Consider the following 20,822-nt stretch of genomic DNA (forward strand, 5'->3'; position numbering starts at 1 on the left):
GTCAGGTGCGTGCTCTCGGCGTGCCGGGCGCAGGCCCTCGTACGGGACGTACTCGGGTCTGCGCCCGGTGCGGCGAGTGGGGGTACCCCCTCTGGGGAAGCGCGCATGGGGTTGCGAGGCAGACGGGAGAGGCAGACGGGAATGGTCAGACGGGAATGGTCAGAGAGACCCTAGTCCGCCCCCGGCCCCCTCATGGAGATACCGAGCAGCAGGGGCCCCGTCGGCTCCGCCACCATGTCCGCCACCGTCACCGGGTCCAGCGAGGCGAAGAACGCCTCCTGGGCCCGGCGCAGGGCACCGCGCAGGCGGCAGGCGGAGTTGAGGGGGCACGGCGTGGGACCCTCGCAGTCCACCACGTCCCCCTCGCCCTCGAAGGTCCGCACCAGCGCCCCCACCGAAGCGGTACGGCCCTTCCCGCTCAGTGTCAGCCCGCCGCCCCGGCCGCGCCGGGCGTCGACGAGCCCCAGGTGCTGCAGTTCGGCGACCACCTTCGCGGCGTGCGTGTACGGCACGTCCATGTCACCGGCGACCTCGCGGGTCGTGGGGCTGGCGTCGCCCGCGACGGCGAGCCGCATCAGGAGGCGCAGGGCCAGGTCGGTGGAGCGCAACAGCCGCATACCGGTCAGGGTAGGTAATACGCATCCGACATTCAAATTATCGGTTTCCTGTCGGACCCGGTCTTTACAGGACTTTCCTGTGCCCTGCCTACGGCTGACCCCATCTCCCCCATTACGATCAGCAGGCCCCACCCTCCACGTCCCTTTCCCCCAAGAAGGACACGGCCCATGGCTACCGCCAAGAAGAACACCAACGCCGCCCGCAAGGCACGTATAGAGGAGATGCGGCGGGCCGAGCAGGCCCGTGAGCGGCGCAACCGGTTCCTGACGATCGGCGCGAGCGTCGTGGTCGTCGCCGGTCTCGTCGTCGGTGGTGTGGTGCTCGTGAACTCGCAGTCGGGCAAGAGCGACAGCGCGAGCGACGCGAAGGGCGGTTCCGGGGACTCCGGGCACTTCGTCACCGGCAGCGACGGCGTGCGGACCTGGACGGGCAAGCTGTCCCGCACCCACGTCACGGGGACCGTGAAGTACCCGATGCACCCGCCGGTCGGCGGCAACCACAACCCGGTGTGGCTGAACTGCAACGGCAACGTCTACACCAAGGCCGTGAAGGACGAGAACGCCGTGCACGCCCTGGAGCACGGCGCGGTCTGGGTGACGTACACCGACAAGGCGCAGAAGTCCGACGTGGACAAGCTGGCGGCGAAGGTGAAGGCGACGCCGTACTCGCTGATGAGCCCGTACACGGACCAGACCTCCCCGATCGAGCTGTCGGCGTGGGGTCACCAGCTGAGCGTGACGAGCGCGGACGACCCGAAGGTCGGCAAGTTCTTCGCGACCTACGTGCAGGGCAAGCAGACCCCGGAGCCGGGGGCCTCCTGCACCGGCGGGACGATGTGACGTGAGGAAGCACATCGGCTGGATCGCCGGGACGACGGCGGCGGTGCTGGTCGCGGCCGGCGCGATCACCTACGCGGTCGCCGAGGACGGCGGTGGCTCCGGCGGCGGCCTGAAGGTCCCGAGCGCGGAGGGGGCGGACGCGGGGTTCGCGCGGGACATGGCGGTCCATCACCAGCAGGCCGTGGAGATGTCGTACATCGTCCGCGACCGCACGACGAACACCGAAGTGCGGCGGCTCGCCTACGACATCGCGCAGACGCAGGCCAACCAGCGCGGCATGCTGCTGGGCTGGCTGACCCTGTGGGACCTGCCGAAGGTGTCCGCGAAACCGCCGATGTCATGGATGGGCATGGGTGACATGCCCGAGCGCGGGGACGGGTCGCTGATGCCGGGCATGGCGACCGACACCGAGCTGAAGAAGCTGGGCACCCTGAACGGCAAACAGGCGGAGATCTTCTACCTCCAGCTGATGACGGACCACCACAAGGGCGGCATCCACATGGCCGAGGGGTGCGTGGCCAAGTGCACCGTCGCGGTGGAGAGGAGTCTCGCCCAGGGGATGGTGGACGCCCAGCAGTCGGAGCTGGCGACGATGAAGCAGATGCTCGAGGAGCGGGGCGCGCAGCCGCGCGACTGAACTCCGGTACATGGTGGGCGATTTGTCGACTTAACGGCACTGCAAGGTTTCGACAACAATCGCAACCGATCTGTAATGTTCTGCGCGCCGCCGAAACACCACCAAAAGCCCCTAATCAACGCCCACTTGGGACTTCCTTGGGTTTCTCATTCCCCTGGCATGAACAGTTCACCGAAAGAGTGACGTCGACCGTGTGATCCATTCACGGGCCGTTCCGCCGCAGGCCTCCTGGTGATCACGGATGACCGACCACTCCATGCGTCGAACCGCATAGCAGGGGGCAGTATGAGATCCAACCGTGCCAAGGTGCGGGCCAGCGTGAGCATGGCAGCGACACTGCCGATGATCGCCGGCGCGCTCGCACTCGGCATACCCGCGGCGCACGCCGCGGACAGTCCGGCCCGTGACAGCCTGAAGGGCACCAAGCCCACGTGGGCCACGGCCAAGGCGGACAAGGGCGCCACCTCGAACAGCGCCCAGATCAAGGCCCGGGTCTACCTCGCCGGCCAGGACGCCAAGGGCCTCGCGGCCTACGCGAAGGCGGTGTCCGACCCCAGCTCGCCGCTCTACGGCAAGTACCTCAGCGCCAAGCAGGCGCAGGCCCGCTACGGGGCCACCAAGGCCCAGGTGAAGGCCGTCAAGGCCTGGCTGACCGCGTCCGGCCTGAAGGTCACCGAGGTCACCCAGCACTACATCGCCGTCTCCGGCGACGTGTCCGCCGCCGAGAAGGCGTTCGGCACCCAGCTGCACAACTACGCCAAGGGCTCCAAGACCTACCGCGCCCCGGCGGCCACGGCGACCGTGCCGGCCTCCGTGAGCGACGCCGTCCTGACCGTCACCGGCCTGGACAACGCGCCGCACAAGGCGACCCACGACGACACGCTGCCGCCCCCGGCCACCGTGTTCAAGAACGCCGGTCCGTTCTCGTCGTACTACGGCTCGAACACCGCGAGCACGCTGCCCAGCGCGTACGGCTCGAAGATCCCGTACGCCGTCGAGGGCTACACCGGCAAGCAGCTGCGGGCCGCCTACGGCGCCGGCGAGTACACCGGCAAGCACGTGCGCGTCGCGATCACCGACGCGTTCGCCTCGCCGACCATCGCCTTCGACGCCGGCACCTACGCCAAGGCGCACGGCGACGCCTCGTGGAAGACGAGCCAGCTGCACCAGGTGCTGCCCTCGAACTACACGGACACCGGCGCCGACGAGTGCGACGCCTCCGGCTGGTACGGCGAGGAGACCCTCGACGTCGAGGCCGTGCACGCGGTCGCGCCGGACGCCGACGTCACCTACGTGGGCGCCGCGTCCTGCCAGGACAGCGACCTGCTGGACGCGCTCAGCAAGGTCGTCGACAACCACCTCGCCGACATCGTCTCCAACTCGTGGGGCGACATCGAGGGCAACGAGACCCCGGACGTCCAGGCCGCCTACGACCAGGTCTTCCAGCTGGGCGCGGTGCAGGGCATCGGCTTCTACTTCTCCTCCGGTGACAACGGCGACGAGGTCGCCCACACCAAGACGAAGCAGGTCGACACGCCGGCCAACTCCGCCTGGGTGACCGCGGTCGGCGGTACCTCCCTCGCCGTCGGCAAGGGCGACAAGTACCTGTGGGAGACCGGCTGGGGCACCGAGAAGGCCTCGCTGTCGGCCGACGGCAAGAGCTGGACCGGCTTCCCCGGCCCGTTCACCTCGGGCGCGGGCGGCGGCACCAGCAAGACGGTCAACGAGCCGTACTACCAGAAGGGCGTCGTCCCGGACTCCCTCGCGAAGGCCAACAGCAGGACCGGCAACCGCGTGGTCCCGGACATCTCGGCGATCGCCGACCCCAACACCGGCTTCAAGGTCGGCCAGACCCAGACCCAGGCGGACGGCACCGAGGCGTACAGCGAGTACCGCATCGGCGGCACGTCGCTGGCCGCTCCGGTCATCGCCGCGGTCCAGGCCCTCGCCCAGGAGGCACGCGGTCAGGCGATCGGTTTCGCCAACCCGCTGATCTACTCCAAGTACGGGACGAAGGTCTACCACGACGTCACGGACAAGCCGACCGGCAAGGACCTCGCGGTCGCCCGCGTCGACTTCGCCAACGGCTACGACGCCACCGGCGGCCTGCTGACCTCGGTCCGCAGCCTCGGCAAGGACAGCTCCCTGTCCGCGGTCAAGGGCTACGACGACGTCACCGGCGTCGGCACCCCGGCCAACGGCTACGTCGACTCGTACAAGCCGGCGAAGGCACACCGCAAGCACTGACCCGCTGCGCGGCGGCTCGGCCGACAAAGGGGCGTGGGGTCTTCGGAGACCTCACGCCCCTTTGTGCTGGGCTATTTGAGGAAGGCGACGAAAGGGGCCCAGGCGGCGGCACGGAGGACGAGCACCGGGCCCTCGGGGGACTTGGAGTCGCGGACGGGGACGAGGCCGGGGATGTCGGCGACCTCGACACATTCACCGCCGTCGCCATTGCTGTAACTGCTCTTGATCCAGAGCGCGTCACTCAAGTCGATCCGGCTGCTTGCCATTTCGATAATCCCCTGCCGCTGCCTCGATCTTGGCCAGGGACGCCTCCGGTGACAGTGCGACGGCCCTGAGCCGATCGTATGCCTTGCGGTACTGCTTCACGAGGGCCGGATCGTCGATGGTGTCGCCGCTGTAGGACGCCTCCGTGTAGACCAGCGGCGGCGCCTCGGGGAAGGTCATGACCATGATGGAGGCCGCCATCAAGGGATACGCCCCGGCCTTCCGCAGAACGATCTGCGGAACGATCCGACGGCGTCCGGCCAGCTCCGCCACGCGGTCCAGTTGATAGGCCATCTCCTGCGGCGGCAGGATCGTGTCCGTCAGCAGTGACTCGTGCAGGATCGCCCAATACTCGGGGGTGGAGTGGTCCTCGTCGAAGAGGCTGGCGCGGGCGAGACGTGCTTGCACCTTCTCCTCGACCCAGTCGTCGACCGCTGCCGGATGAGCCGCCCAGACCAGCGCTCGCGCATACGGAGCAGTCTGGAGCAGCCCGGGAAAAATACTGGGGGACCACAACTCGATGGACTCCGCGTGCCTTTCCGCCTCCAGCGCCTTCTCGAAATACGCCGCATGCGGCCCCCGCCGGGCCCTCCGCACGTCCTCGCAATGCCGCTCGAAGTACCCGTCCGTTCCCAGCACGCGATCCACATGCCGGGCCAGTTCCAACGGCATGCGGCGCTCGCCGCGTTCGATGTCGCTGAGGTGGGACTTGCCGTAGAAGCTGCCCTCGACCAGCTTCTCCAGGGACAGCCCGGCCGCCTCCCGCTTCCAGCGCAACTCCTTGCCGTAGAGGCCGGGGACGCTCGAGGAGCCGTCGATGTCCTTGCGTCGGGCCACGCGTTCACCGCCGTAACTCATGGGGCCGTTTCCGCAGTTCGCGTCGCGGACGTGAATGCTCTTCCACGGTAGCGGAGCGATCGACAGGCTGTGAGGTGTTCGTCACACACCGCACAGAAGGTGGCCCGTCCTGATGCCCGACCCCTCCCCCACCGCCTACGACGTCACCCTCTGCGTCGAGGACCTCCGCGCCGCCCTCGCCGGGCACGGCATCACGCTGCCGTCCCTCCGCGTCGACCTGCCGAGCTTCGCGGGCAGGTACGGCCCGCCCGCCGGCCTCGTCGCGCTCGGGAACTGCAACACGGCGACGGCACGGGCCCTCGCCGACGCGCTCAGGAAGACGGCGGAACGATGACGCACCTCGAACTCCGCCTCCTCGCCACCCCGAAGGCCGCACCGGAACTACGGCACCGGCTCCGCCACCACACCTTCGAAGTACGGCTGTGTGCGACGGAGTTGCTGACGAACGTCATCGACCACGTGGGCGAGGGCGCACCCGTGACGGTCCGCGTGATCCCTGCGGCGTCGCTCGGCCACACCCGTATCGAGGTGACCGACCCCGCCCCCGGCACGTCGCCCGCCCTGCGGTCCGCCACCGCGGCGGAGGAGTCGGGCCGGGGGCTGCTCCTCCTGGCCGCGCTTGCCGACCGGTGGGGCGTGGAGCGGGGGCGGGACCGCAAGACGGTCTGGTGCGAGCTGCGGAACTGAGTCCCGCCGAAGCCGCCCCTGGCGGCCCGATCGCGCTGCTCCGACCGGTCAGGCCCGCGCCATGCGGTCGGCCTCCAGGACCGCCTGCGCGAAAGCGGCGGGCGCCTCCTGCGGAACGTTGTGACCGACGCCCTTGAGCGTGCGGTGGACGTACGGCCCGGTGTACTTGTCGCGGTAGGAGGCGTCGCCGCCGGGCGCCGTGAAGGGATCCAGCTCGCCGTCGAGCCCGACGGTGGGCACATGGATGGCCGGACCCTCGGCCAGCCGTGCCTCCAGGTCGGCGTACCGCGGGTCGCCGGGGGCCAGTTCGAGCCGCCAGCGGTAGTTGCTGATGACGACGGGCACGTAGTCGGGGTTGTCGAACGCCTTGGCGGTGCGCTCGAAGGTGGCGCCGCTGAAGTGCCAGGTCGGCGAGGCGTTGCGCCAGACGAGCTCGGCGAGGTCGTGCCGGTACTCCTTGAGGCCCAGCTCGCCCCGGTCGGTGCAGAAGTAGTACTGGTACCAGAACGCGTACTCCTTGACCGGGGGCAGCGGCCGGCGCAGCGTCTTCCGGTCGAGGATGAGATAACCGCCCATGGAGACGAGGGCCTTGCAGCGTTCCGGCCACTGCGCGGCGACGATGCCGGCGGTGCGCCCGCCCCAGTCGAAGCCGCCGATCACCGCCCGCTCGACGTGCAGCGCGTCCATCAGCGCGACGGTGTCCAGTGCGACCACCGCCTGCTCGCCGTTGCGGAACGTCTTCGGGGACAGGAACGTGGTCGTCCCGTAGCCGCGCAGGTAGGGCACGATGACGCGGTAGCCGTGTACGGTCAGCAGCGGCGTCGCCGCCTCGAAGCTGTGGATGTCGTACGGCCAGCCGTGCAGCAGGAGCACCACCGGACCGTGGGCGGGGCCTGCCTCCGCGTAGCCGACGTTCAGCTCGCCGGCGCGGATCTGCCGCAGCGGGCCGAAGGAGGGCCCTGGGGCCGCTGCCGTCTCCCGCGCGGCCGCGTCCCCGCCGGTACGGGCGCCGCCGCCGGCGCTCGCCCGGGCCGCGGAAGCACGGTGCGCTCCGGCCGCCGAAGCCGCCGCCGTGCCGGTCACGCCCGCGCCGACGACCTTGCCGAAGGCTCGTCTGTCCATCTTCCGGGAACCTCCTGTCGTGTCCGAGCAAGGCGGAACCCGCAGTCCATCGTAGGTGCGAGTCGGCAGGCCCGCCCGCCCGGACCGACCGGGGCGCGCGGTGCGCGGTGGCGGGCGACGGGTCAGGAGTGCACGGTCCGGGCGGGCTCCGGCACGTGCGACGCGACCACCCGCACATGACCCGTCGACGTGGCGTGCCGGCCCCGGTCCACCGCGTACGCCACGCTCGCGACGCCCAGGCCCAGGACGGCGAGGGCCGCGCCCGCGACGGCCGGGGAGGTGACGCCGAAGCCCGCGGCCAGGGCGACGCCGCCGATCCAGGCGCCGCCGGCGTTGGCGAGGTTGAAGGCGGCCTGGTTGGCGGAGGAGGCGAGGGAGGGGCCGGCGGAGGCGCGTTCCATGACCATCAGCTGGAGCGGTGAGCCGGTGACGAAGGCGGCGATGCCCAGCAGGACGACGGCGAGGGCCGCGCTCCACTCCGTTCGCATCAGGACCGGGAAGAGCAGCAGTACCGCGACCATCGACGCCAGGCCGCCGAAGAGCGTGCCGCGCATCGCGTGGTCGGCGAGGCGGCCGCCGACGAGGTTGCCGATGGTGGCGCCGACGCCGAAGAGGGCGAGGAGCAGGGTGACGTCCGAGGCGGCGTAACCGGCGGCGTCCGTCAGCATCGGGGTGACGTAGCTGTACGCGGAGAACAGGGCGCCGAAGCCGACGACCGTGGTGGCGAGGGCCAGCCAGACCGGGAGGGAGCGCAGGGCGGCGAGTTCGCCGCGCAGGCCGGCGGCTGGGGCGGGCGCGTGCGTGGGCTGGATCAGGAAGAACACCGCGGCCATCGCCGCGACGCCGATGAGGCTCACGCCCAGGAAGGTCGCCCGCCAGCCGAGGTGCTGGCCCATGAGGGTGGCCACCGGCACGCCCGCGAGGTTGGCGACGGTCAGGCCCATGAACATCAGGGAGACCGAGCGGGCCTTGCGCTCCGGTGCCACCAGGCCGGTGGCGACGACCGCGCCGACGCCGAAGAAGGCGCCGTGCGGGAGGCCGCTGAGGAAGCGGGCGGCGAGCAGGGAGTCGTAGCCGGGGGCGAGGGCCGAGAGCGCGTTGCCCGCGACGAACAGGGCCATCAGGGAGATCAGCACCCGGCGGCGGGGCAGCCGCGCGGTGAGGGCGGCCAGGAGCGGGGCGCCGATGACGACGCCGAGGGCGTACGCCGAGACCAGGTGGCCGGCGGCGGGGATCGAGATGTGAAGGTCGTCGGCGACGTCGGGCAGCAGGCCCATCATCACGAATTCGGTGGTGCCGAGACCAAAAGCGCCGACGGCCAGGGCGAGCAGGGCCAGAGGCATGAAGGGCTTTGCCTTTCGGGGAGCAGGGTTCCGTGCGTTCTAAGTTCAGCTACGGAACAAAGTGTCCCAGCCCCAGTATTCCGCCAGGTTACGGCGCGGTGTCCGATTGTCCTTACAAAGCCGCGAGTACGTCGCCGACCAGGGGTTTTTACGATCCCGATGTGGTCAGGTTCACACGTGCCGCGATCGGGAGGTGGTCACTGCCGGTCTTCGGCAGGGTCCACGAGCTCTCCGGCTCCACGCCCTTGACCATGATCTGGTCGATGCGGGCCATCGGGAACGCGGCCGGCCAGCTGAACCCGAAGCCGCTGCCCGCCGCGCCCTGCGTGGAGCGCATCTGCGAGGTGACCCCGTTGAGGGAGCGGTCGTTCATCGTGCCGTTGAGGTCGCCGAGGAGGATCACCCGGGGCAGGGTCTCGTCGACGATGGCCTCGCCCAGCGCGTCCGCGCTCGTGTCACGCTGCCGGGCGGTGAAGCCGGCGTTCACCTTGACGCGTACGGACGGGAGATGGGCGACGTAGACGGCGACGGGGCCGTCCGGGGTGGCGACCGTGGCGCGCATCGCGCGCGTCCAGCCGAGCTTGATGTCGACGGCCTTCACGCCGGTGAGCCGGTACTTGCTCCACAGGCCGACGGTGCCCTCGACCGCGTGGTACTTGTACGTCGACGCCAGCGCGGTCCGGTACGTGGGCACGGCCGTCGCCGTCAACTCCTCCAGGGCGAGCACGTCGGCGCCCGAGGAGGCGAGCCGGGCGGCCGTACCGGTCGGGTCGGGGTTGTCGGCGTTGACGTTGTGGGTGGCCACCATGAAGTCGCCGCCGGTGCCCTGCTTGTCGGTGAGCAGTCCGCCGAACATGTTCAGCCAGACGATCGCCGGGAGGACGAGGGCAATCAGCGCGGTCGCCGACCTGCGCAGGAAGCCGACCAGGAGCAGGACCGGGATCAGCAGGCCCAGCCAGGGCAGGAAGGTCTCGGTGAGACTGCCGAGGTTGCCGACGGCGTTGGGGATGCGGGAGTGCAGCAGCATCACTCCGGCGAGGAGCAGCCCCACCACGGCGGTGACGATGCCCCGGCGCCAGATGCGCGGATCGTTTCGCCAGCCCTTCAGCAGCAGTTCCACCAGGCGTCGGAACCGGTCTCCTCGCCGCTCGGGTCCCGAGCCGCCGTTGTCCGTCTCCGTCATGTACGCCTGCTGCGCCATACCGCCTGCCTCACAACCTGCCGTGCACACCGTCGTCCCCGGATACGACCCTAGGGGATGATCGGCTTCTCTCCCGCCGTCACATGACGGCCGTACGGAAGAGGATGACGAACAACCCGAGGGGAGGGGTTCCGGTTACCGGCGGGTCGCAGGGGTCTGTGACGAAACGCGAACACTGGCTAGGGCGACGGGACGGGACCCAGCCCCGACAGCACCTGGTCGACGATCTGCTCGGCCAGGCCCTCGGGGAGTTCCGCGTCCGGACGCAGGACGGCCCTGAGCAGCATCGGCCCTGTGAACATGTCGTTGGCCAGGTCGACGTCGATGTCGGCGCGGAGTTCGCCGTTGCGCTGGCCCCGGCGCAGCACCTCCTTGCCCAGTTCACGCCGGGGGTTGACGACGTTGGTGTGATAGGCGTTCCAGATGCGGGGGCTGCTCTTCATCTGGGCGTACACGTTGTGCAGGATCGCCGACGAACGGTTCATCAGACCGCGTCGGCGCAGCGATTCGAGCAGCACCACGAGGTCGTCGCGCATGGAGGTGCCGGGGAGTTCGGGGTCGGGGGGTTCGGCGGCGCGCATGACGTCGACGAAGAGCTCCTCCTTGCCGTTCCAGCGGCGGTAGATGGTGGCCTTGCCGACGCCGGCGGTCCGGGCGATTCTCTCGATGGAGAGCTCGGCGAGCGGGACGCCGTCCTCCAGGAGCTTCATCACGCCTTCCAGGATGGCGAATTCCACCGCCTCGCTGCGGGGGCGGCCGCGGGCCGGAGTGATGGACCGCGGTCCGCTGTCGGCAAGCGTCACGTCGTACCGTCCTCTCAGTGCACTGGCTGCGGGAATTCTCCCGCAGCCGAAGCGTCCCCCCGTGGTCGCCACGAGGTTCTCCCCGTGGCTCCGGGGTGTCCCCCCGGTCTCCCCCGTGGTTCCTGCCGGTGCCGGCCGGTCCGTTCAGCAGTTCAGCAGTTCAGCAGTTCGACCATGCGGTCGTTCCCGGTCATTCCGCCGCGACGACCAGCTCCTGCTCCCGGTCGCCCTGCTGACCGGCCGGCGGCTTGCCCGGCAGGAAGAGGGTCACGACCACAGCGCCGATCAGCGCCACGCCCGCGCCGCACAGGGCGGTGGTGTGCATGGCGTGCAGGAAGGCATCGTTGGCCGGGGTGACCAGGGCCTTGCCCTGTGCTCCGAGCTTCGAGGCGACGCCGAGCGTGGCCTCGATGGACTCGCCCGCGGTATCGCGCAGCCCGGGCGGCAGCGCGCCGAGCTTGCCCTCGATGCCGTTGCGGTACGACGTCGACAGCACCGAGCCGAGCACGGCGATGCCGAGGGCGCCGCCGACCTGGCGGAAGGTGTTGCTGAGCGCGGAGGCGGAACCGGCCTTCTCGCGGGGCAGGGCCTGCATGATGACGACCGAGGTCGGCGTCATGATGTGCGCCATCCCGGTGCCCATCAGGAAGAAGACGATCTCCAGGATCCAGATCGGGGTGTCCGCCTCGAAGGTGGCGAAGGCGCCGAGGGTGGCGGCGATCAGCACCAGGCCGCCCGCGGTGGTGGCCTTGTTGCCGATCCGGTCCACCACCAGCCGGGCCCGCGGCGCGAAGATCATCTGCGCGGCGGCCAGCGGGAGCAGCAGCAGACCGGACTGCAGCGGCGAGTAGCCGCGCACGCTCTGGGTGTAGAAGACGGAGAAGAAGGTCACGCCCATCAGCGCGAAGAAGACCAGCGCGATGGCGGCCATGGCGGCCGAGAAGACCTTGTTCTTGAAGTAGGTGACGTCCAGGGACGGATGGTCGCTGCGCTTCTCGAAGATCACGAAGCCGGCCAGCACCACGACGCCCGCGGCGATGGTGGCGAGCACCTTGGCGTCGGTGAAGTCGGCGAGTTCGCCGCCCTTGATGATGCCGTAGACCAGCAGGACCAGGCCGACGACGGAGAGCACCACGCCGACGGGGTCGAGGCGGCCGGGGCGCGGGTCGCGGGAGTCGGGGACCAGCCAGAACATCAGGACGAGCGCGATGATCACGATCGGTACGTTGATCAGGAAGACCGAGCCCCACCAGAAGTGGTCGAGCAGCACACCGCCGGTGATCGGGCCGATGGCGATGGCGAGACCGACGCCGCCGGCCCAGATGCCGATCGCCTTCGGCTGCTCCTGGCGCTCGAAGACGTTCATCAGGACGGCGAGGGTGGCGGGCATCACGAAGGCGGCACCGAGGGCCATCAGGGCGCGGTACGCGATCAGCTGGTCCGCGGAGCCGGACTCGGCGGCGAGGGCCGAGCCGACACCGAAGACCACGAGGCCGCCGATGAGCACCTTCTTGCGGCCGAGGCGGTCGCCGACGAGCCCGGCGGTGAAGAGCAGGCCCGCGAAGACGAGGGTGTAGGCGTTGATCGCCCACTCCAGCTGGCTCTGGGTGGCGCCGAGGCCGACCGGGGCCGGAGTGGAGATGGTCTTGACGGCGACGTTCAGGATCGAGTTGTCGAGCACCACGATCAGCAGGCTCAACATGAGCACGCCGAGGATCGCCCAGCGGCGCCGGTGCACCGCCTCGGGTATGCGCGAACCGGGTGGAGCGTGGTCGGCAGGAGTTGTCATGCGGACGAGCCTAGGGCCATTTCAATACGGCACCGTCTCGTATCTGAATTCCTTTACCCGGACTTTATGGAACGCGACAGAGTGGGGGCGGGACGGCCTGTGACCGATGGATCACAGGGGGGTCCTCTGGCCGACGGCGGCACGAAGTGCCACCATGAGAGGGATCCGGGGACACCGTCAGGGTGCCTCGAGATGACTTGAAGGAGCCGTTGTCATGACGCAGCTTTCGGCTGCCCAGACTGTGCAGAACAGCCCCTCCGACGGCAGCAGGACGCTGTACGGGGGGAAGGGCACCCGCCGCATCACGGTTCGCGACATCGCCCTCGCCAAGGAGCGCGGCGAGAAGTGGCCCATGCTCACCGCGTACGACGCGATGACCGCCTCCGTCTTCGACGAGTCCGGCATCCCGGTACTGCTGGTCGGCGACTCGGCCGGCAACTGTCACCTGGGCTACGAGTCGACGGTCCCGGTGACCCTCGACGAGATGACGATGCTGTCGGCGGCCGTGGTCCGCGGCACCCAGCGGGCGCTGATCGTCGGCGACCTCCCCTTCGGCTCCTACCAGGAGGGCCCGGTGCAGGCGCTGCGCTCGGCGACCCGCCTGGTGAAGGAGGCCGGTGTCGGCGCGGTCAAGCTGGAGGGCGGTGAGCGCTCGCACGAACAGATCCGGCTGCTCGTCGAGTCCGGCATCCCCGTGATGGCGCACATCGGCCTCACCCCGCAGTCCGTCAACGCGATGGGCTACCGCGTGCAGGGCCGTGGCGAGGAGGCGGCCCAGCAGCTGTTGCGCGACGCCAAGTCGGTCCAGGACGCGGGCGCGTTCGCGGTCGTGCTCGAACTGGTGCCGGCGGAGCTCGCCGCCGAGGTGACCCGGGTACTGCACATCCCGACCGTCGGCATCGGCGCCGGTCCCGAGACCGACGCACAGGTCCTGGTCTGGACGGACATGCTCGGCCTGACCTCGGGCCGGGTCCCGAAGTTCGTGAAGAAGTACGCGGACCTGCGCGAGGTCATGGGCGACGCGGCCAGGGCCTACGCCGAGGACGTCGTCGGCGGAACGTTCCCGCTGGAGGAGCACTCCGTCCACTGAGCGCTCCGCCGGATCAGCCGTGACGCGCCGTCCGCCGTCTGCGCATCGTCGTGGCCGGCCGCGCGGTACAGAGCCACTGCGGAAACACCGAGGACAGCCCGCCGATCTTCCCCCGTCGGCGGGCTGTCCGCTTTCTGCTTCCTGCTATCTGCTTTCTGCTGTCTGCCTTCTGCGGCGGGGTGCGCCGGATGTCGTCTGCCGCGCCGTGGTGGCTGGTCGCGCAGTTCCGAAGGCCGGGGTCCTACCGGGGCGCTGCCCGGACCGTGTGTCACCAACGCATCGGCGAACTGTCGGCGGTGTATCGGTGGGCTGTCGGTCGGTGTCGGCGGGCTGTCGGTGGTTTGTCGGTGGGGCCTGGCACCGTACGTCCCATGACGCGAATCGACAACAACGCCGTGTCCGTACGGGGGCTGGTGAAGCACTACGGCGACACCAAGGCACTCGACGGAGTTGATCTGGACGTCCGCCAGGGCACCGTGATGGGCGTGCTCGGGCCGAACGGGGCCGGCAAGACCACCCTGGTGCGGATCCTGTCCACGCTGCTGCAGCCCGACGCGGGAGAGGCGACCGTCGCCGGGTACGACGTGCTGCGGCAGCCCCGGCAGCTGCGCCGGGTGATCGGGCTGACCGGGCAGTACGCCTCCGTGGACGAGAAGCTGCCGGGCTGGGAGAACCTGTACATGATCGGGCGGCTGCTCGACCTGCCGCGCAAGGACGCGCGGGCCCGGGCCGACGAGCTGCTGGAGCGGTTCTCGCTGACGGATGCCGCGAAGCGGCCCGCGAGCACGTACTCCGGTGGCATGCGCCGCCGGCTCGACCTCGCCGCCTCGATGATCGGGCACCCCCAGGTGCTGTTCCTGGACGAGCCCACCACCGGTCTCGACCCGCGCACCCGCAACGAGGTGTGGGACGAGGTCAAGGCCATGGTCGGCGAGGGCGTGACCGTGCTGCTGACCACCCAGTACATGGAGGAGGCCGAGCAGCTCGCCTCCGAGCTGACCGTCGTGGACCGCGGGAAGGTCATCGCGAACGGCAGGGTGGAGGAGCTGAAGGCGAAGGTCGGCGGCCGGACGCTGCGGGTGCGCCCCGTGGACCCGCTGCAGGTCCGGCCGCTCGCCGCCATGATCGACGAGCTGGGCATCACCGGTCTCGCCGGTACCACCGTGGACGCGGAGAACGGCACGCTGCTGGTGCCGATCCTCAGCGACGAGCAGCTGACCGCCGTGGTCGGCGCCGTCACCGCCCGCGGGATCACCATCAGCTCCATCGTCACCGAACTGCCCAGCCTGGACGAGGTGTTCCTGTCCCTCACCGGCCACCGCGCCAGTGCCCCGCAGAACGCCGAGACCACCGACGACCGTCAGGAGGTCGCCGTATGAGCGCCACGACCGCCACCGCAACCGCAACCGACGTCCGGATCCCGCTGCGCGGGCACCTCCGGCACACCGGGGCCCTGATCCGGCGCAACCTGCTGTGGATCCGGCAGGACCCGGAGTCGATGTTCGACGCCCTGCTGATGCCGGTCGTCTTCACGCTGCTGTTCGTGTACGTCTTCGGCGGCTCGATCGGGCAGGCGCTCGGCGGCGGCCAGGACGGCTACGTCCAGTACGTCATCCCGGGCATGATCGCGATGATGAGCATGACGCTCTCGCAGGGCGTCGGCACCGGGTTCAGCCAGGACTTCAACTCCGGTGTGATGGACCGGTTCCGGTCGCTGCCGATCGGGCGCGGCTCGGTGCTGTTCGCGAAGATCTCGGTGGAACTGGTGCGGATGCTGTTCGCGACCGCCGTGCTGATGATCGTCGCCGTGCTCGTCGGGTTCCACATCCACCACTGGGGCGGGCTGTTCGCCGCGGTGGGCCTGTCCGCGGTGTTCGCCTCCTCGATCATGTGGGTGTTCCTCACCCTGGGCGTGATCCTGAAGAACGCCCAGTCCGTGCAGGCCATGGGGTTCCTGGTGCTGTTCCCGCTGCAGTTCGGCTCGTCCATCTTCGCGCCGACGAAGTCGATGCCGGGCTGGCTGCAGGCCTTCACCGACTACAACCCGCTGTCCACGCTCGCCGACGCGGCGCGCGGGCTGATGGTCGGCGGCCCGGTCGCCCACGACCTGTGGGTCACGCTGGCCTGGTCGGTGGGGATCACGGCGGTGGCCGCACCGTACGCGATCTACCGGTTCCGGACGAAGAGCTGACGCCCGCCGGGGAGTTCACCCGGACGACGTCAGAGCAGGGCGGTGGCCTCCGCACGAGAGAGGCCACCGCCCTCGGCGTACGCCGACTCGTAGGCGGGGTCGTCGGCGAGGGCGGCCCGTACCCGGACCTCCGACCGGTCGCGTGCCGTGCGCTCCAGGCCGACCTGGAGGTGGCCGGGCGGCAGCAGGGCGTCGGCGGCGCCCAGGCAGCGGGCGGCGTCCAGGGCACGTGCACCCCCGTCGAGGCCGGCCAGGGCGACCGCGGCGACGGTCAGGCACAGGGAGGTCAGATGCGGGGTGATGGCCTCGCTCAGCGGGTCGGCGGCGAGCCGCACCGCTTTCCGCAGCCTGGCCAGGGCCTCCGCGTGCAGGTCGTCGAGGGCGTCCACCCAGGCTTCCTGGGTGAGGATCAGGGCGTCGAAGACCACGAAGTGGGAGATCTTGAACTCGCTGCGCACCAGCCGGACCTGCTCGCGGGCCTCGGCGACGCGGCCGCTCAGCAGGAGCCAGGTGGTGAGGAAGAGCCGGGCGGCGGGCATCGCCTCGTTGTTCAGGCCCTCGTTGTCGGCGACGACCTGGCGCAGCAGCCGTTCCCCGCGCTCGGTCTGGCCCGACTCGATCAGCACACTGCCGAGGCGGGAGTGCAGCACGGCGGTCTGGGCGCGGGCGCCGAGCCGGCCGACCCGCTCGATGGCGGCCTCGTAGTCGGCGGCCGCCGCCAGGTAGTCGCCACGGCGCTCGCGGGCCTCGGCGCGCCCGGAGAAGGCCTCGGCGGTGCCCCAGTCGTCCCCGAGGCGCCGGAAGATCTCCAGCGCCTCGTCGGCGTCCCGGGTGGCGTCACCCGCCCAGGCGGTGCGGTTGGCGAGCAGGTTGGCACGCATGGCGAGGGACCCGGCCAGCTCCCACTCGTAGCCGGGCGTCTCGCGGCAGGTGCGGACGGCGGCGTCGAGGATCTCGCGCAGCCGGTCCATGCCGCCGGTCAGCATCACGGCGAAGAACCAGAACATGCCCGGCGCCCGGCAGGTCTGCGGCAGGCCGGGCTCGTAGACCTCGGTGACCGCATGCAGTCTGACCTGCGCCTCAGGTGTCTGCCAGACGTCCAGTTCGGTGTCCATGCAGGCCAGATGCGCCAGGTGCACGCCGCGCCAGGCCTCGGCCAGGACCTCTCCGGTGTACGGCGGCGGGGTGTCGGTGCAGCGCTGCCACACCGGTTCGGCCCGGCGCAGCGGCGCGGCGAACGGGTCGGGGCCGAGGGCGATGACGTCGGCGCACCAGGTGCGGGTCTCGATCCGCTGGTCGTGCAACTGCCAGTACCAGAAGAGGGAGTGGAGCAGGCAGAGCGCCTCCTGCTCGTCCCGCACGGCGATGGCGTGCCGCAGCGCGGTGCGCAGGTTCTCGTACTCCAGCTGGAGCCGGGCGATGGCGGCCCGCTGGCCGGGGCCGCGCAGCAACGGTTCGTTGGTGCGGGCGAGTTCGCGGTAGTAGGTGAGGTGGGCGCGCTCGGCGGCGGCGCGTCCGCCGCTCTCGCCGAGGCGCTCGCCGGCGTACTCGGAGACGGTCTCCAGAAGCCGGTAGCGCATGCCGCCGTCCGCGGCCTCGCCCGAAGGGGCCGCCACCACCAGGGACTTGTCGACCAGGGAGCCGAGCGAGTCGAGGGCGGCGGGGCCGCAGACGGCCTCGGCGGCGGCCAGGTCGCAGCCGCCGGCGAAGAGGGAGAGGCGGCCGAGGACGGCGCGTTCACCGGCGTCCAGCAGGTCCCAGGACCAGTCGACGACCGCGCGCAGGGTCTGCTGGCGGGGCAGCACGGTGCGGCTGCCGGAGGTGAGGAGCCGGAAGCGGTCGTCCAGCCGGTCGGCTATCTGGCGCGGGGTCAGCATCCGCAGCCGGGCCGCGGCCAGTTCGATGGCGAGGGGAAGTCCGTCCAGGCGGCGGCAGATCTCGGCGCAGGCCGCCGCGGTCTCGTCGTCGGCGTCGACCGTGAAGCCGGGGCGGGCCGCGGCGCCCCGCTCGGCGAGCAGCCGCAGCGCCACCGGCTCGGGCAGCGGCTCCACCGGGCGCAGCAACTCGCCAGGTACACCGAGGGGTTCGCGGCTGGTGGCCAGGATCGTCAGGTCCGGGCAGCGCTCCAGGAGCCGCGCCGCCAGGTCGGCGGCCGCGTCGACGACGTGTTCGCAGTTGTCGAGGACGAGCACCATCCGGCGCCGGGCGCAGTGCTCGACGAGCCGCTCGACCGGGTCGTCGTGCCGGTCGGCGGCGGCCCGCATGGCCTCGGCGCCGCCGCCGTACAGCACGGCCTGGCGGGCGCCGAGCGCGCTGAGCACGGCCTCGGGGACGTCGGCCGGGTCGTCCACGGGGGCCAGCTCGGCCAGCCAGACGCCGTCCGGGGCGTGTTTCAGGGTCTCGGCGGCCTCCTGCGAGAGCCGGGTCTTGCCGGCCCCGCCGGGCCCGAGCAGGGTGACCAGCCGGGCGTTGGCGAGGTCGCCCCGGATGGCCTCGATGTCGGCCTCGCGCCCGACGAAGGAGGTGAGCCGGGCGCGCAGGTTGCCGGGGCGGGCCGGTGCGTCCGCCGCGGGGGCCGGGTCGAGGAGCTCGCCGTGCAGGGCGCGCAGCTCGGGTCCCGGGTCGGAGCCGAGGCGGTCGGCGAGGAGCCGGCGTACGTCGCCGTAGGCGGCCAGCGCCTCGGCGGTGCGGCCGCTGCTGTGCAGGGCGCGCAGGCGCAGTGCCTGGAGGGGTTCGTCGAGGGGGTGGGCGTCGCACAGGGCGGTCAGCTCGGGCAGCGACTGCTCGGCCCGGCCGAGGGCGAGGGCGGCGGTGTGCCGGGCGCGCAGGGCGTCCAGGCGGCGCACGTCGACGCGGGCCGCCTCGGCGGTGCGGTCGGGCAGGTCGGCCAGGGCCGGGCCGTGCCACAGGGCGAGGGCGTCGTCGAGGACGGTGGCCGCCTTGGCGGGGTCGCCGTCGGCGAGGGCGCGCAGGCCCTCGCCGGTGAGCCGCTCGAAGCGGTGCAGGTCGACGTCGTCGGGGACGGCGGCGAGCCGGTAGCCGCCGTCGGTGGAGTCGATCGCGGCCGCGCCGAGCGCCCTGCGCAGCCGGCCGACCAGCGCCTGCAGCGCTCCGCCGGCGTCGGCCGGCGGCTCGTCGCCCCACACCTCGTCGACGAGCAGCCCGGCGGGCACCGCGCGGCCGGGCCGCAGCGCCAGCACGGTCAGCAGGGCACGCAGCCGTGCCCCGCCCACGGGGACGGCCGTGCCGTCGGGGCGGAGAGCCTGGGTGGTGCCGAGGATCGCGTAGCGCACGGGGTCCATTGTCCCCGGGGACGCCCGGACACCGCCCGCGGGTTTCGGATGCGCGTGGACCGGGCGGAATCGGGGGCGCGGGTCCGGTCGGCGGCGGGGACGGCGATCCCCCCGCCGAAGGGGCCGGACCGCGTGCGCCGACGACTTCGACGACCGGCAGGAACCTCCGGCGGCCCGTACCACGTTCTTCACCTGTCACCTGTACGGTCTACCCCGCACGCCACCTCCACCGACGCGCCCCGGGAGCCCCGCGCCATGACCGCCACCACCACCCGCCCGAGCGACCGGCGGATCAGTCCCGTCTTCGTCGGGATCCTCGCCGTCACCGCGGTCACCGGGTGGGCCACCTGGTCCGGGTTCGCGGAGCAGCCCGGGGTCGCCGTGTTCCTGTTCGTGACGGCGGCCTGGATCGTCTCGCTCTGCCTGCACGAGTACGCGCACGCGCGCACCGCCCTGCACGGCGGCGACATCACGGTGGGCGCCAAGGGCTACCTGACCCTGAACCCTCTGAAGTACACACACGCCCTGCTGAGCATCGTGCTCCCGGTGCTGTTCGTGATCATGGGCGGGATCGGTCTGCCCGGCGGTGCGGTCTTCATCGAGCGCAGCCGGATCCGGGGCCGCTGGCGGCACAGCCTCATCTCCGCGGCCGGCCCGCTGACCAACGTGGTCTTCGCCGCCGTCTGCACCGCCCCCTTCTGGCTGGACGCCCTGGACGGCGTCCCGCGCGACTTCCGGTTCGCGCTCGCCTTCCTCGCCCTGCTCCAGGTCACGGCCGCGATCCTGAACTTCCTGCCGGTGCCGGGGCTGGACGGCTACGGCGTGGTCGAGCCGTGGCTGTCGTACGGCATCAAGCGTCAGGTGGAGCCGTTCGCCCCGTTCGGCCTGCTCTTCGTGTTCGCGCTGCTGTGGGTGCCGTCCATCAACAGCGCGTTCTTCGACGTGATCGACGCACTGCTGCGCCACCTGGGCGTCGACGACTTCTCCCAGTACTGCGGGCAGCAGCTCTACCGCTTCTGGCAGGGGCCGGACGACTTCTGCTCGGTCAGCCAGTAGCGGCGGCGGTCAGGCCGACAGCGGGAACTCCTCGCCCAGTTCCCGGAACACCGCCGTGTTGAGGGCGAAGGCCCGCTTGCACTCGGCGACGACGCGCTGCTTCTCCAGGTCGTCGGCGTCCACCGCGTCCAGCAGCTCGCGGTAACCCCGCTTGAAGGCGGCCGGGTTGGCGATGTCCTCGAAGACGTAGAACCGGACGCCGTCGCCCCTGCGCTCGAAACCCCAGGTCCGCTCGGCCCTGTCGCGGATGATCTGGCCGCCGGAGAGGTCGCCGAGGTAGCGGGTGTAGTGGTGGGCGACGTAGCCGGCCGGCCAGCGTTCGGCGCACTCCCGCACCCGTGCCGCGTACTCCTGCGTCGCCGGCAGCGCCGTGCGCCCGGTCCGCCACCCGGCCCCGTGCAGGTGTGCCAGGTCCCGCTCCAGCGCGGCCAGCCGGAACAGCTCGGGCCGCACGAACGGCCCGGCCACCGGGTCCGACGCCAGCCGCCCGGCCGCGCCCTCCAGCGCCTCGTACACGAACCACAGCTGCTCGGTGTAGCGGGCGTAGGCCTCCACGCCGAGCCCGCCGCCCAGCAGGTCGCTCATGAACGTCGAGGTCTCCGCCTCCACGTGCTGCTCGTGGGACGCGGTGCGGATGAGTGTCGAGAAGGAGTTCACGGCAACACCCTCTAAGGTAAGGCTTACCTAAGTCAATATCCTTGCCGACGCTTCGTCGGTAAAGTTACCGACACCTTGTCGGCAAAAGCGTACCGGAAAAAGGCCCGCCCTCCGAAGGGAGGACGGG

General features: G+C 71.0%; 19 protein-coding genes. 9 read left to right on the forward strand and 10 right to left on the reverse strand.

The features are described from left to right. Window positions 1-170: 170 nt before the first annotated feature. Window positions 171-617 (reverse strand): Rrf2 family transcriptional regulator, encoded by a 447-nt coding sequence (locus AB0472_RS00005; protein WP_366351919.1) that lies wholly within the window; start codon window positions 615-617, stop codon window positions 171-173. Between the two features lie 168 nt (window positions 618-785). Here AB0472_RS00005 and AB0472_RS00010 point away from each other — a divergent pair, with 168 nt between their 5' ends. From AB0472_RS00010 to AB0472_RS00020, 3 genes are all read left to right on the forward strand, one after another. Next, complete coding sequence (locus AB0472_RS00010; protein WP_366351921.1) at window positions 786-1,457, forward strand: DUF3105 domain-containing protein; 672 nt, start codon at window positions 786-788, stop codon at window positions 1,455-1,457. A 1-nt stretch (window position 1,458) separates the two neighbouring features. Beyond that, complete coding sequence (locus tag AB0472_RS00015; protein ID WP_366351923.1) at window positions 1,459-2,094, forward strand: DUF305 domain-containing protein; 636 nt, start codon at window positions 1,459-1,461, stop codon at window positions 2,092-2,094. A gap of 285 nt (window positions 2,095-2,379) precedes the next feature. Further along, the gene (locus tag AB0472_RS00020) at window positions 2,380-4,341 is read left to right on the forward strand and encodes a S53 family peptidase (protein ID WP_366351925.1); all 1,962 of its coding nucleotides are present in this window, start codon (window positions 2,380-2,382) and stop codon (window positions 4,339-4,341) included. Window positions 4,342-4,412: 71 nt separating this feature from the next. Here AB0472_RS00020 and AB0472_RS00025 read toward each other — a convergent pair whose 3' ends face one another. Beyond that, window positions 4,413-4,607 carry a DUF397 domain-containing protein gene (locus tag AB0472_RS00025; protein ID WP_366351927.1) on the reverse strand — a complete coding sequence of 65 codons (195 nt, stop codon included), beginning with the start codon at window positions 4,605-4,607 and terminating at the stop codon, window positions 4,413-4,415. Continuing rightward, a complete protein-coding gene (locus AB0472_RS00030) occupies window positions 4,579-5,442 on the reverse strand; it encodes a helix-turn-helix transcriptional regulator (protein ID WP_366351928.1) in 864 nt (287 codons plus the stop codon). Before AB0472_RS00030 ends, AB0472_RS00025 begins: the two co-directional genes overlap by 29 nt. Window positions 5,443-5,575: 133 nt before the next feature. Between AB0472_RS00030 and AB0472_RS00035 the strand changes: the two genes are divergently transcribed. Then, window positions 5,576-5,797: a hypothetical protein gene (locus AB0472_RS00035; protein WP_366351930.1), complete on the forward strand. Its 222-nt coding sequence runs from the start codon at window positions 5,576-5,578 to the stop codon at window positions 5,795-5,797. Then, a complete protein-coding gene (locus AB0472_RS00040; protein WP_366351932.1) occupies window positions 5,794-6,150 on the forward strand; it encodes an ATP-binding protein in 357 nt (118 codons plus the stop codon). Before AB0472_RS00035 ends, AB0472_RS00040 begins: the two co-directional genes overlap by 4 nt. Window positions 6,151-6,198: 48 nt before the next feature. Here the strand turns inward: AB0472_RS00040 and AB0472_RS00045 are convergent, their stop codons facing one another. The 5 genes from AB0472_RS00045 to AB0472_RS00065 form a co-directional block, all read right to left on the reverse strand. Further along, window positions 6,199-7,272, reverse strand: a complete 1,074-nt coding sequence (locus tag AB0472_RS00045) for an alpha/beta hydrolase (RefSeq protein ID WP_366351934.1) — start codon at window positions 7,270-7,272, stop codon at window positions 6,199-6,201. A 122-nt stretch (window positions 7,273-7,394) separates the two neighbouring features. Further along, window positions 7,395-8,615 carry an MFS transporter gene (locus AB0472_RS00050; RefSeq protein WP_366351936.1) on the reverse strand — a complete coding sequence of 407 codons (1,221 nt, stop codon included), beginning with the start codon at window positions 8,613-8,615 and terminating at the stop codon, window positions 7,395-7,397. Window positions 8,616-8,763: 148 nt separating this feature from the next. Beyond that, window positions 8,764-9,816 (reverse strand): endonuclease/exonuclease/phosphatase family protein, encoded by a 1,053-nt coding sequence (locus AB0472_RS00055; RefSeq protein ID WP_366351938.1) that lies wholly within the window; start codon window positions 9,814-9,816, stop codon window positions 8,764-8,766. 179 nt (window positions 9,817-9,995) lie between these two features. Further along, window positions 9,996-10,619: a TetR/AcrR family transcriptional regulator gene (locus AB0472_RS00060; protein WP_366351940.1), complete on the reverse strand. Its 624-nt coding sequence runs from the start codon at window positions 10,617-10,619 to the stop codon at window positions 9,996-9,998. Between the two features lie 190 nt (window positions 10,620-10,809). Then, window positions 10,810-12,408 carry an MFS transporter gene (locus AB0472_RS00065; RefSeq protein WP_366351942.1) on the reverse strand — a complete coding sequence of 533 codons (1,599 nt, stop codon included), beginning with the start codon at window positions 12,406-12,408 and terminating at the stop codon, window positions 10,810-10,812. Window positions 12,409-12,622: 214 nt separating this feature from the next. On the opposite strand from AB0472_RS00065, the gene panB reads away from it, so the two are divergent. The 3 genes from panB to AB0472_RS00080 all read left to right on the forward strand — a co-directional run bounded on the left by panB (window position 12,623) and on the right by AB0472_RS00080 (window position 15,689). Next, window positions 12,623-13,498 (forward strand): 3-methyl-2-oxobutanoate hydroxymethyltransferase, encoded by an 876-nt coding sequence (gene panB / locus AB0472_RS00070; RefSeq protein ID WP_366351944.1) that lies wholly within the window; start codon window positions 12,623-12,625, stop codon window positions 13,496-13,498. Window positions 13,499-13,869: 371 nt separating this feature from the next. Beyond that, a complete protein-coding gene (locus tag AB0472_RS00075; RefSeq protein ID WP_366351946.1) occupies window positions 13,870-14,877 on the forward strand; it encodes an ATP-binding cassette domain-containing protein in 1,008 nt (335 codons plus the stop codon). Next, window positions 14,874-15,689 (forward strand): ABC transporter permease, encoded by an 816-nt coding sequence (locus AB0472_RS00080; protein ID WP_366351948.1) that lies wholly within the window; start codon window positions 14,874-14,876, stop codon window positions 15,687-15,689. Before AB0472_RS00075 ends, AB0472_RS00080 begins: the two co-directional genes overlap by 4 nt. A gap of 29 nt (window positions 15,690-15,718) precedes the next feature. Here AB0472_RS00080 and AB0472_RS00085 read toward each other — a convergent pair whose 3' ends face one another. After that, complete coding sequence (locus tag AB0472_RS00085) at window positions 15,719-18,991, reverse strand: BTAD domain-containing putative transcriptional regulator (protein ID WP_366351950.1); 3,273 nt, start codon at window positions 18,989-18,991, stop codon at window positions 15,719-15,721. Window positions 18,992-19,237: 246 nt separating this feature from the next. On the opposite strand from AB0472_RS00085, the gene AB0472_RS00090 reads away from it, so the two are divergent. Continuing rightward, window positions 19,238-20,038: a site-2 protease family protein gene (locus AB0472_RS00090; RefSeq protein ID WP_366351952.1), complete on the forward strand. Its 801-nt coding sequence runs from the start codon at window positions 19,238-19,240 to the stop codon at window positions 20,036-20,038. Between the two features lie 9 nt (window positions 20,039-20,047). Here the strand turns inward: AB0472_RS00090 and AB0472_RS00095 are convergent, their stop codons facing one another. Then, window positions 20,048-20,695 (reverse strand): biliverdin-producing heme oxygenase, encoded by a 648-nt coding sequence (locus AB0472_RS00095; RefSeq protein ID WP_366351954.1) that lies wholly within the window; start codon window positions 20,693-20,695, stop codon window positions 20,048-20,050. Window positions 20,696-20,822 lie beyond the last annotated feature (127 nt).

The organism is Streptomyces sp. NPDC086777 (assembly GCF_040702065.1).
Taxonomy (GTDB): Bacteria; Actinomycetota; Actinomycetes; order Streptomycetales; family Streptomycetaceae; genus Streptomyces.

Bases quoted from the DNA above. Each gene is read 5' to 3' on its own strand.
- AB0472_RS00020 (WP_366351925.1), top strand. From the start codon at position 2,380: ATGAGATCCAACCGTGCCAAGGTGCGGGCCAGCGTGAGCATGGCAGCG.
- AB0472_RS00040 (WP_366351932.1), top strand. From the start codon at position 5,794: ATGACGCACCTCGAACTCCGCCTCCTCGCCACCCCGAAGGCCGCACCG.
- AB0472_RS00055 (WP_366351938.1), bottom strand. From the start codon at position 9,816: ATGGCGCAGCAGGCGTACATGACGGAGACGGACAACGGCGGCTCGGGA.
- AB0472_RS00050 (WP_366351936.1), bottom strand. From the start codon at position 8,615: ATGCCTCTGGCCCTGCTCGCCCTGGCCGTCGGCGCTTTTGGTCTCGGC.
- panB (WP_366351944.1), top strand. From the start codon at position 12,623: ATGACGCAGCTTTCGGCTGCCCAGACTGTGCAGAACAGCCCCTCCGAC.
- AB0472_RS00085 (WP_366351950.1), bottom strand. From the start codon at position 18,991: ATGGACCCCGTGCGCTACGCGATCCTCGGCACCACCCAGGCTCTCCGC.
- AB0472_RS00065 (WP_366351942.1), bottom strand. From the start codon at position 12,408: ATGACAACTCCTGCCGACCACGCTCCACCCGGTTCGCGCATACCCGAG.
- AB0472_RS00080 (WP_366351948.1), top strand. From the start codon at position 14,874: ATGAGCGCCACGACCGCCACCGCAACCGCAACCGACGTCCGGATCCCG.
- AB0472_RS00090 (WP_366351952.1), top strand. From the start codon at position 19,238: ATGACCGCCACCACCACCCGCCCGAGCGACCGGCGGATCAGTCCCGTC.
- AB0472_RS00075 (WP_366351946.1), top strand. From the start codon at position 13,870: ATGACGCGAATCGACAACAACGCCGTGTCCGTACGGGGGCTGGTGAAG.
- AB0472_RS00025 (WP_366351927.1), bottom strand. From the start codon at position 4,607: ATGGCAAGCAGCCGGATCGACTTGAGTGACGCGCTCTGGATCAAGAGC.
- AB0472_RS00010 (WP_366351921.1), top strand. From the start codon at position 786: ATGGCTACCGCCAAGAAGAACACCAACGCCGCCCGCAAGGCACGTATA.
- AB0472_RS00005 (WP_366351919.1), bottom strand. From the start codon at position 617: ATGCGGCTGTTGCGCTCCACCGACCTGGCCCTGCGCCTCCTGATGCGG.
- AB0472_RS00045 (WP_366351934.1), bottom strand. From the start codon at position 7,272: ATGGACAGACGAGCCTTCGGCAAGGTCGTCGGCGCGGGCGTGACCGGC.
- AB0472_RS00035 (WP_366351930.1), top strand. From the start codon at position 5,576: ATGCCCGACCCCTCCCCCACCGCCTACGACGTCACCCTCTGCGTCGAG.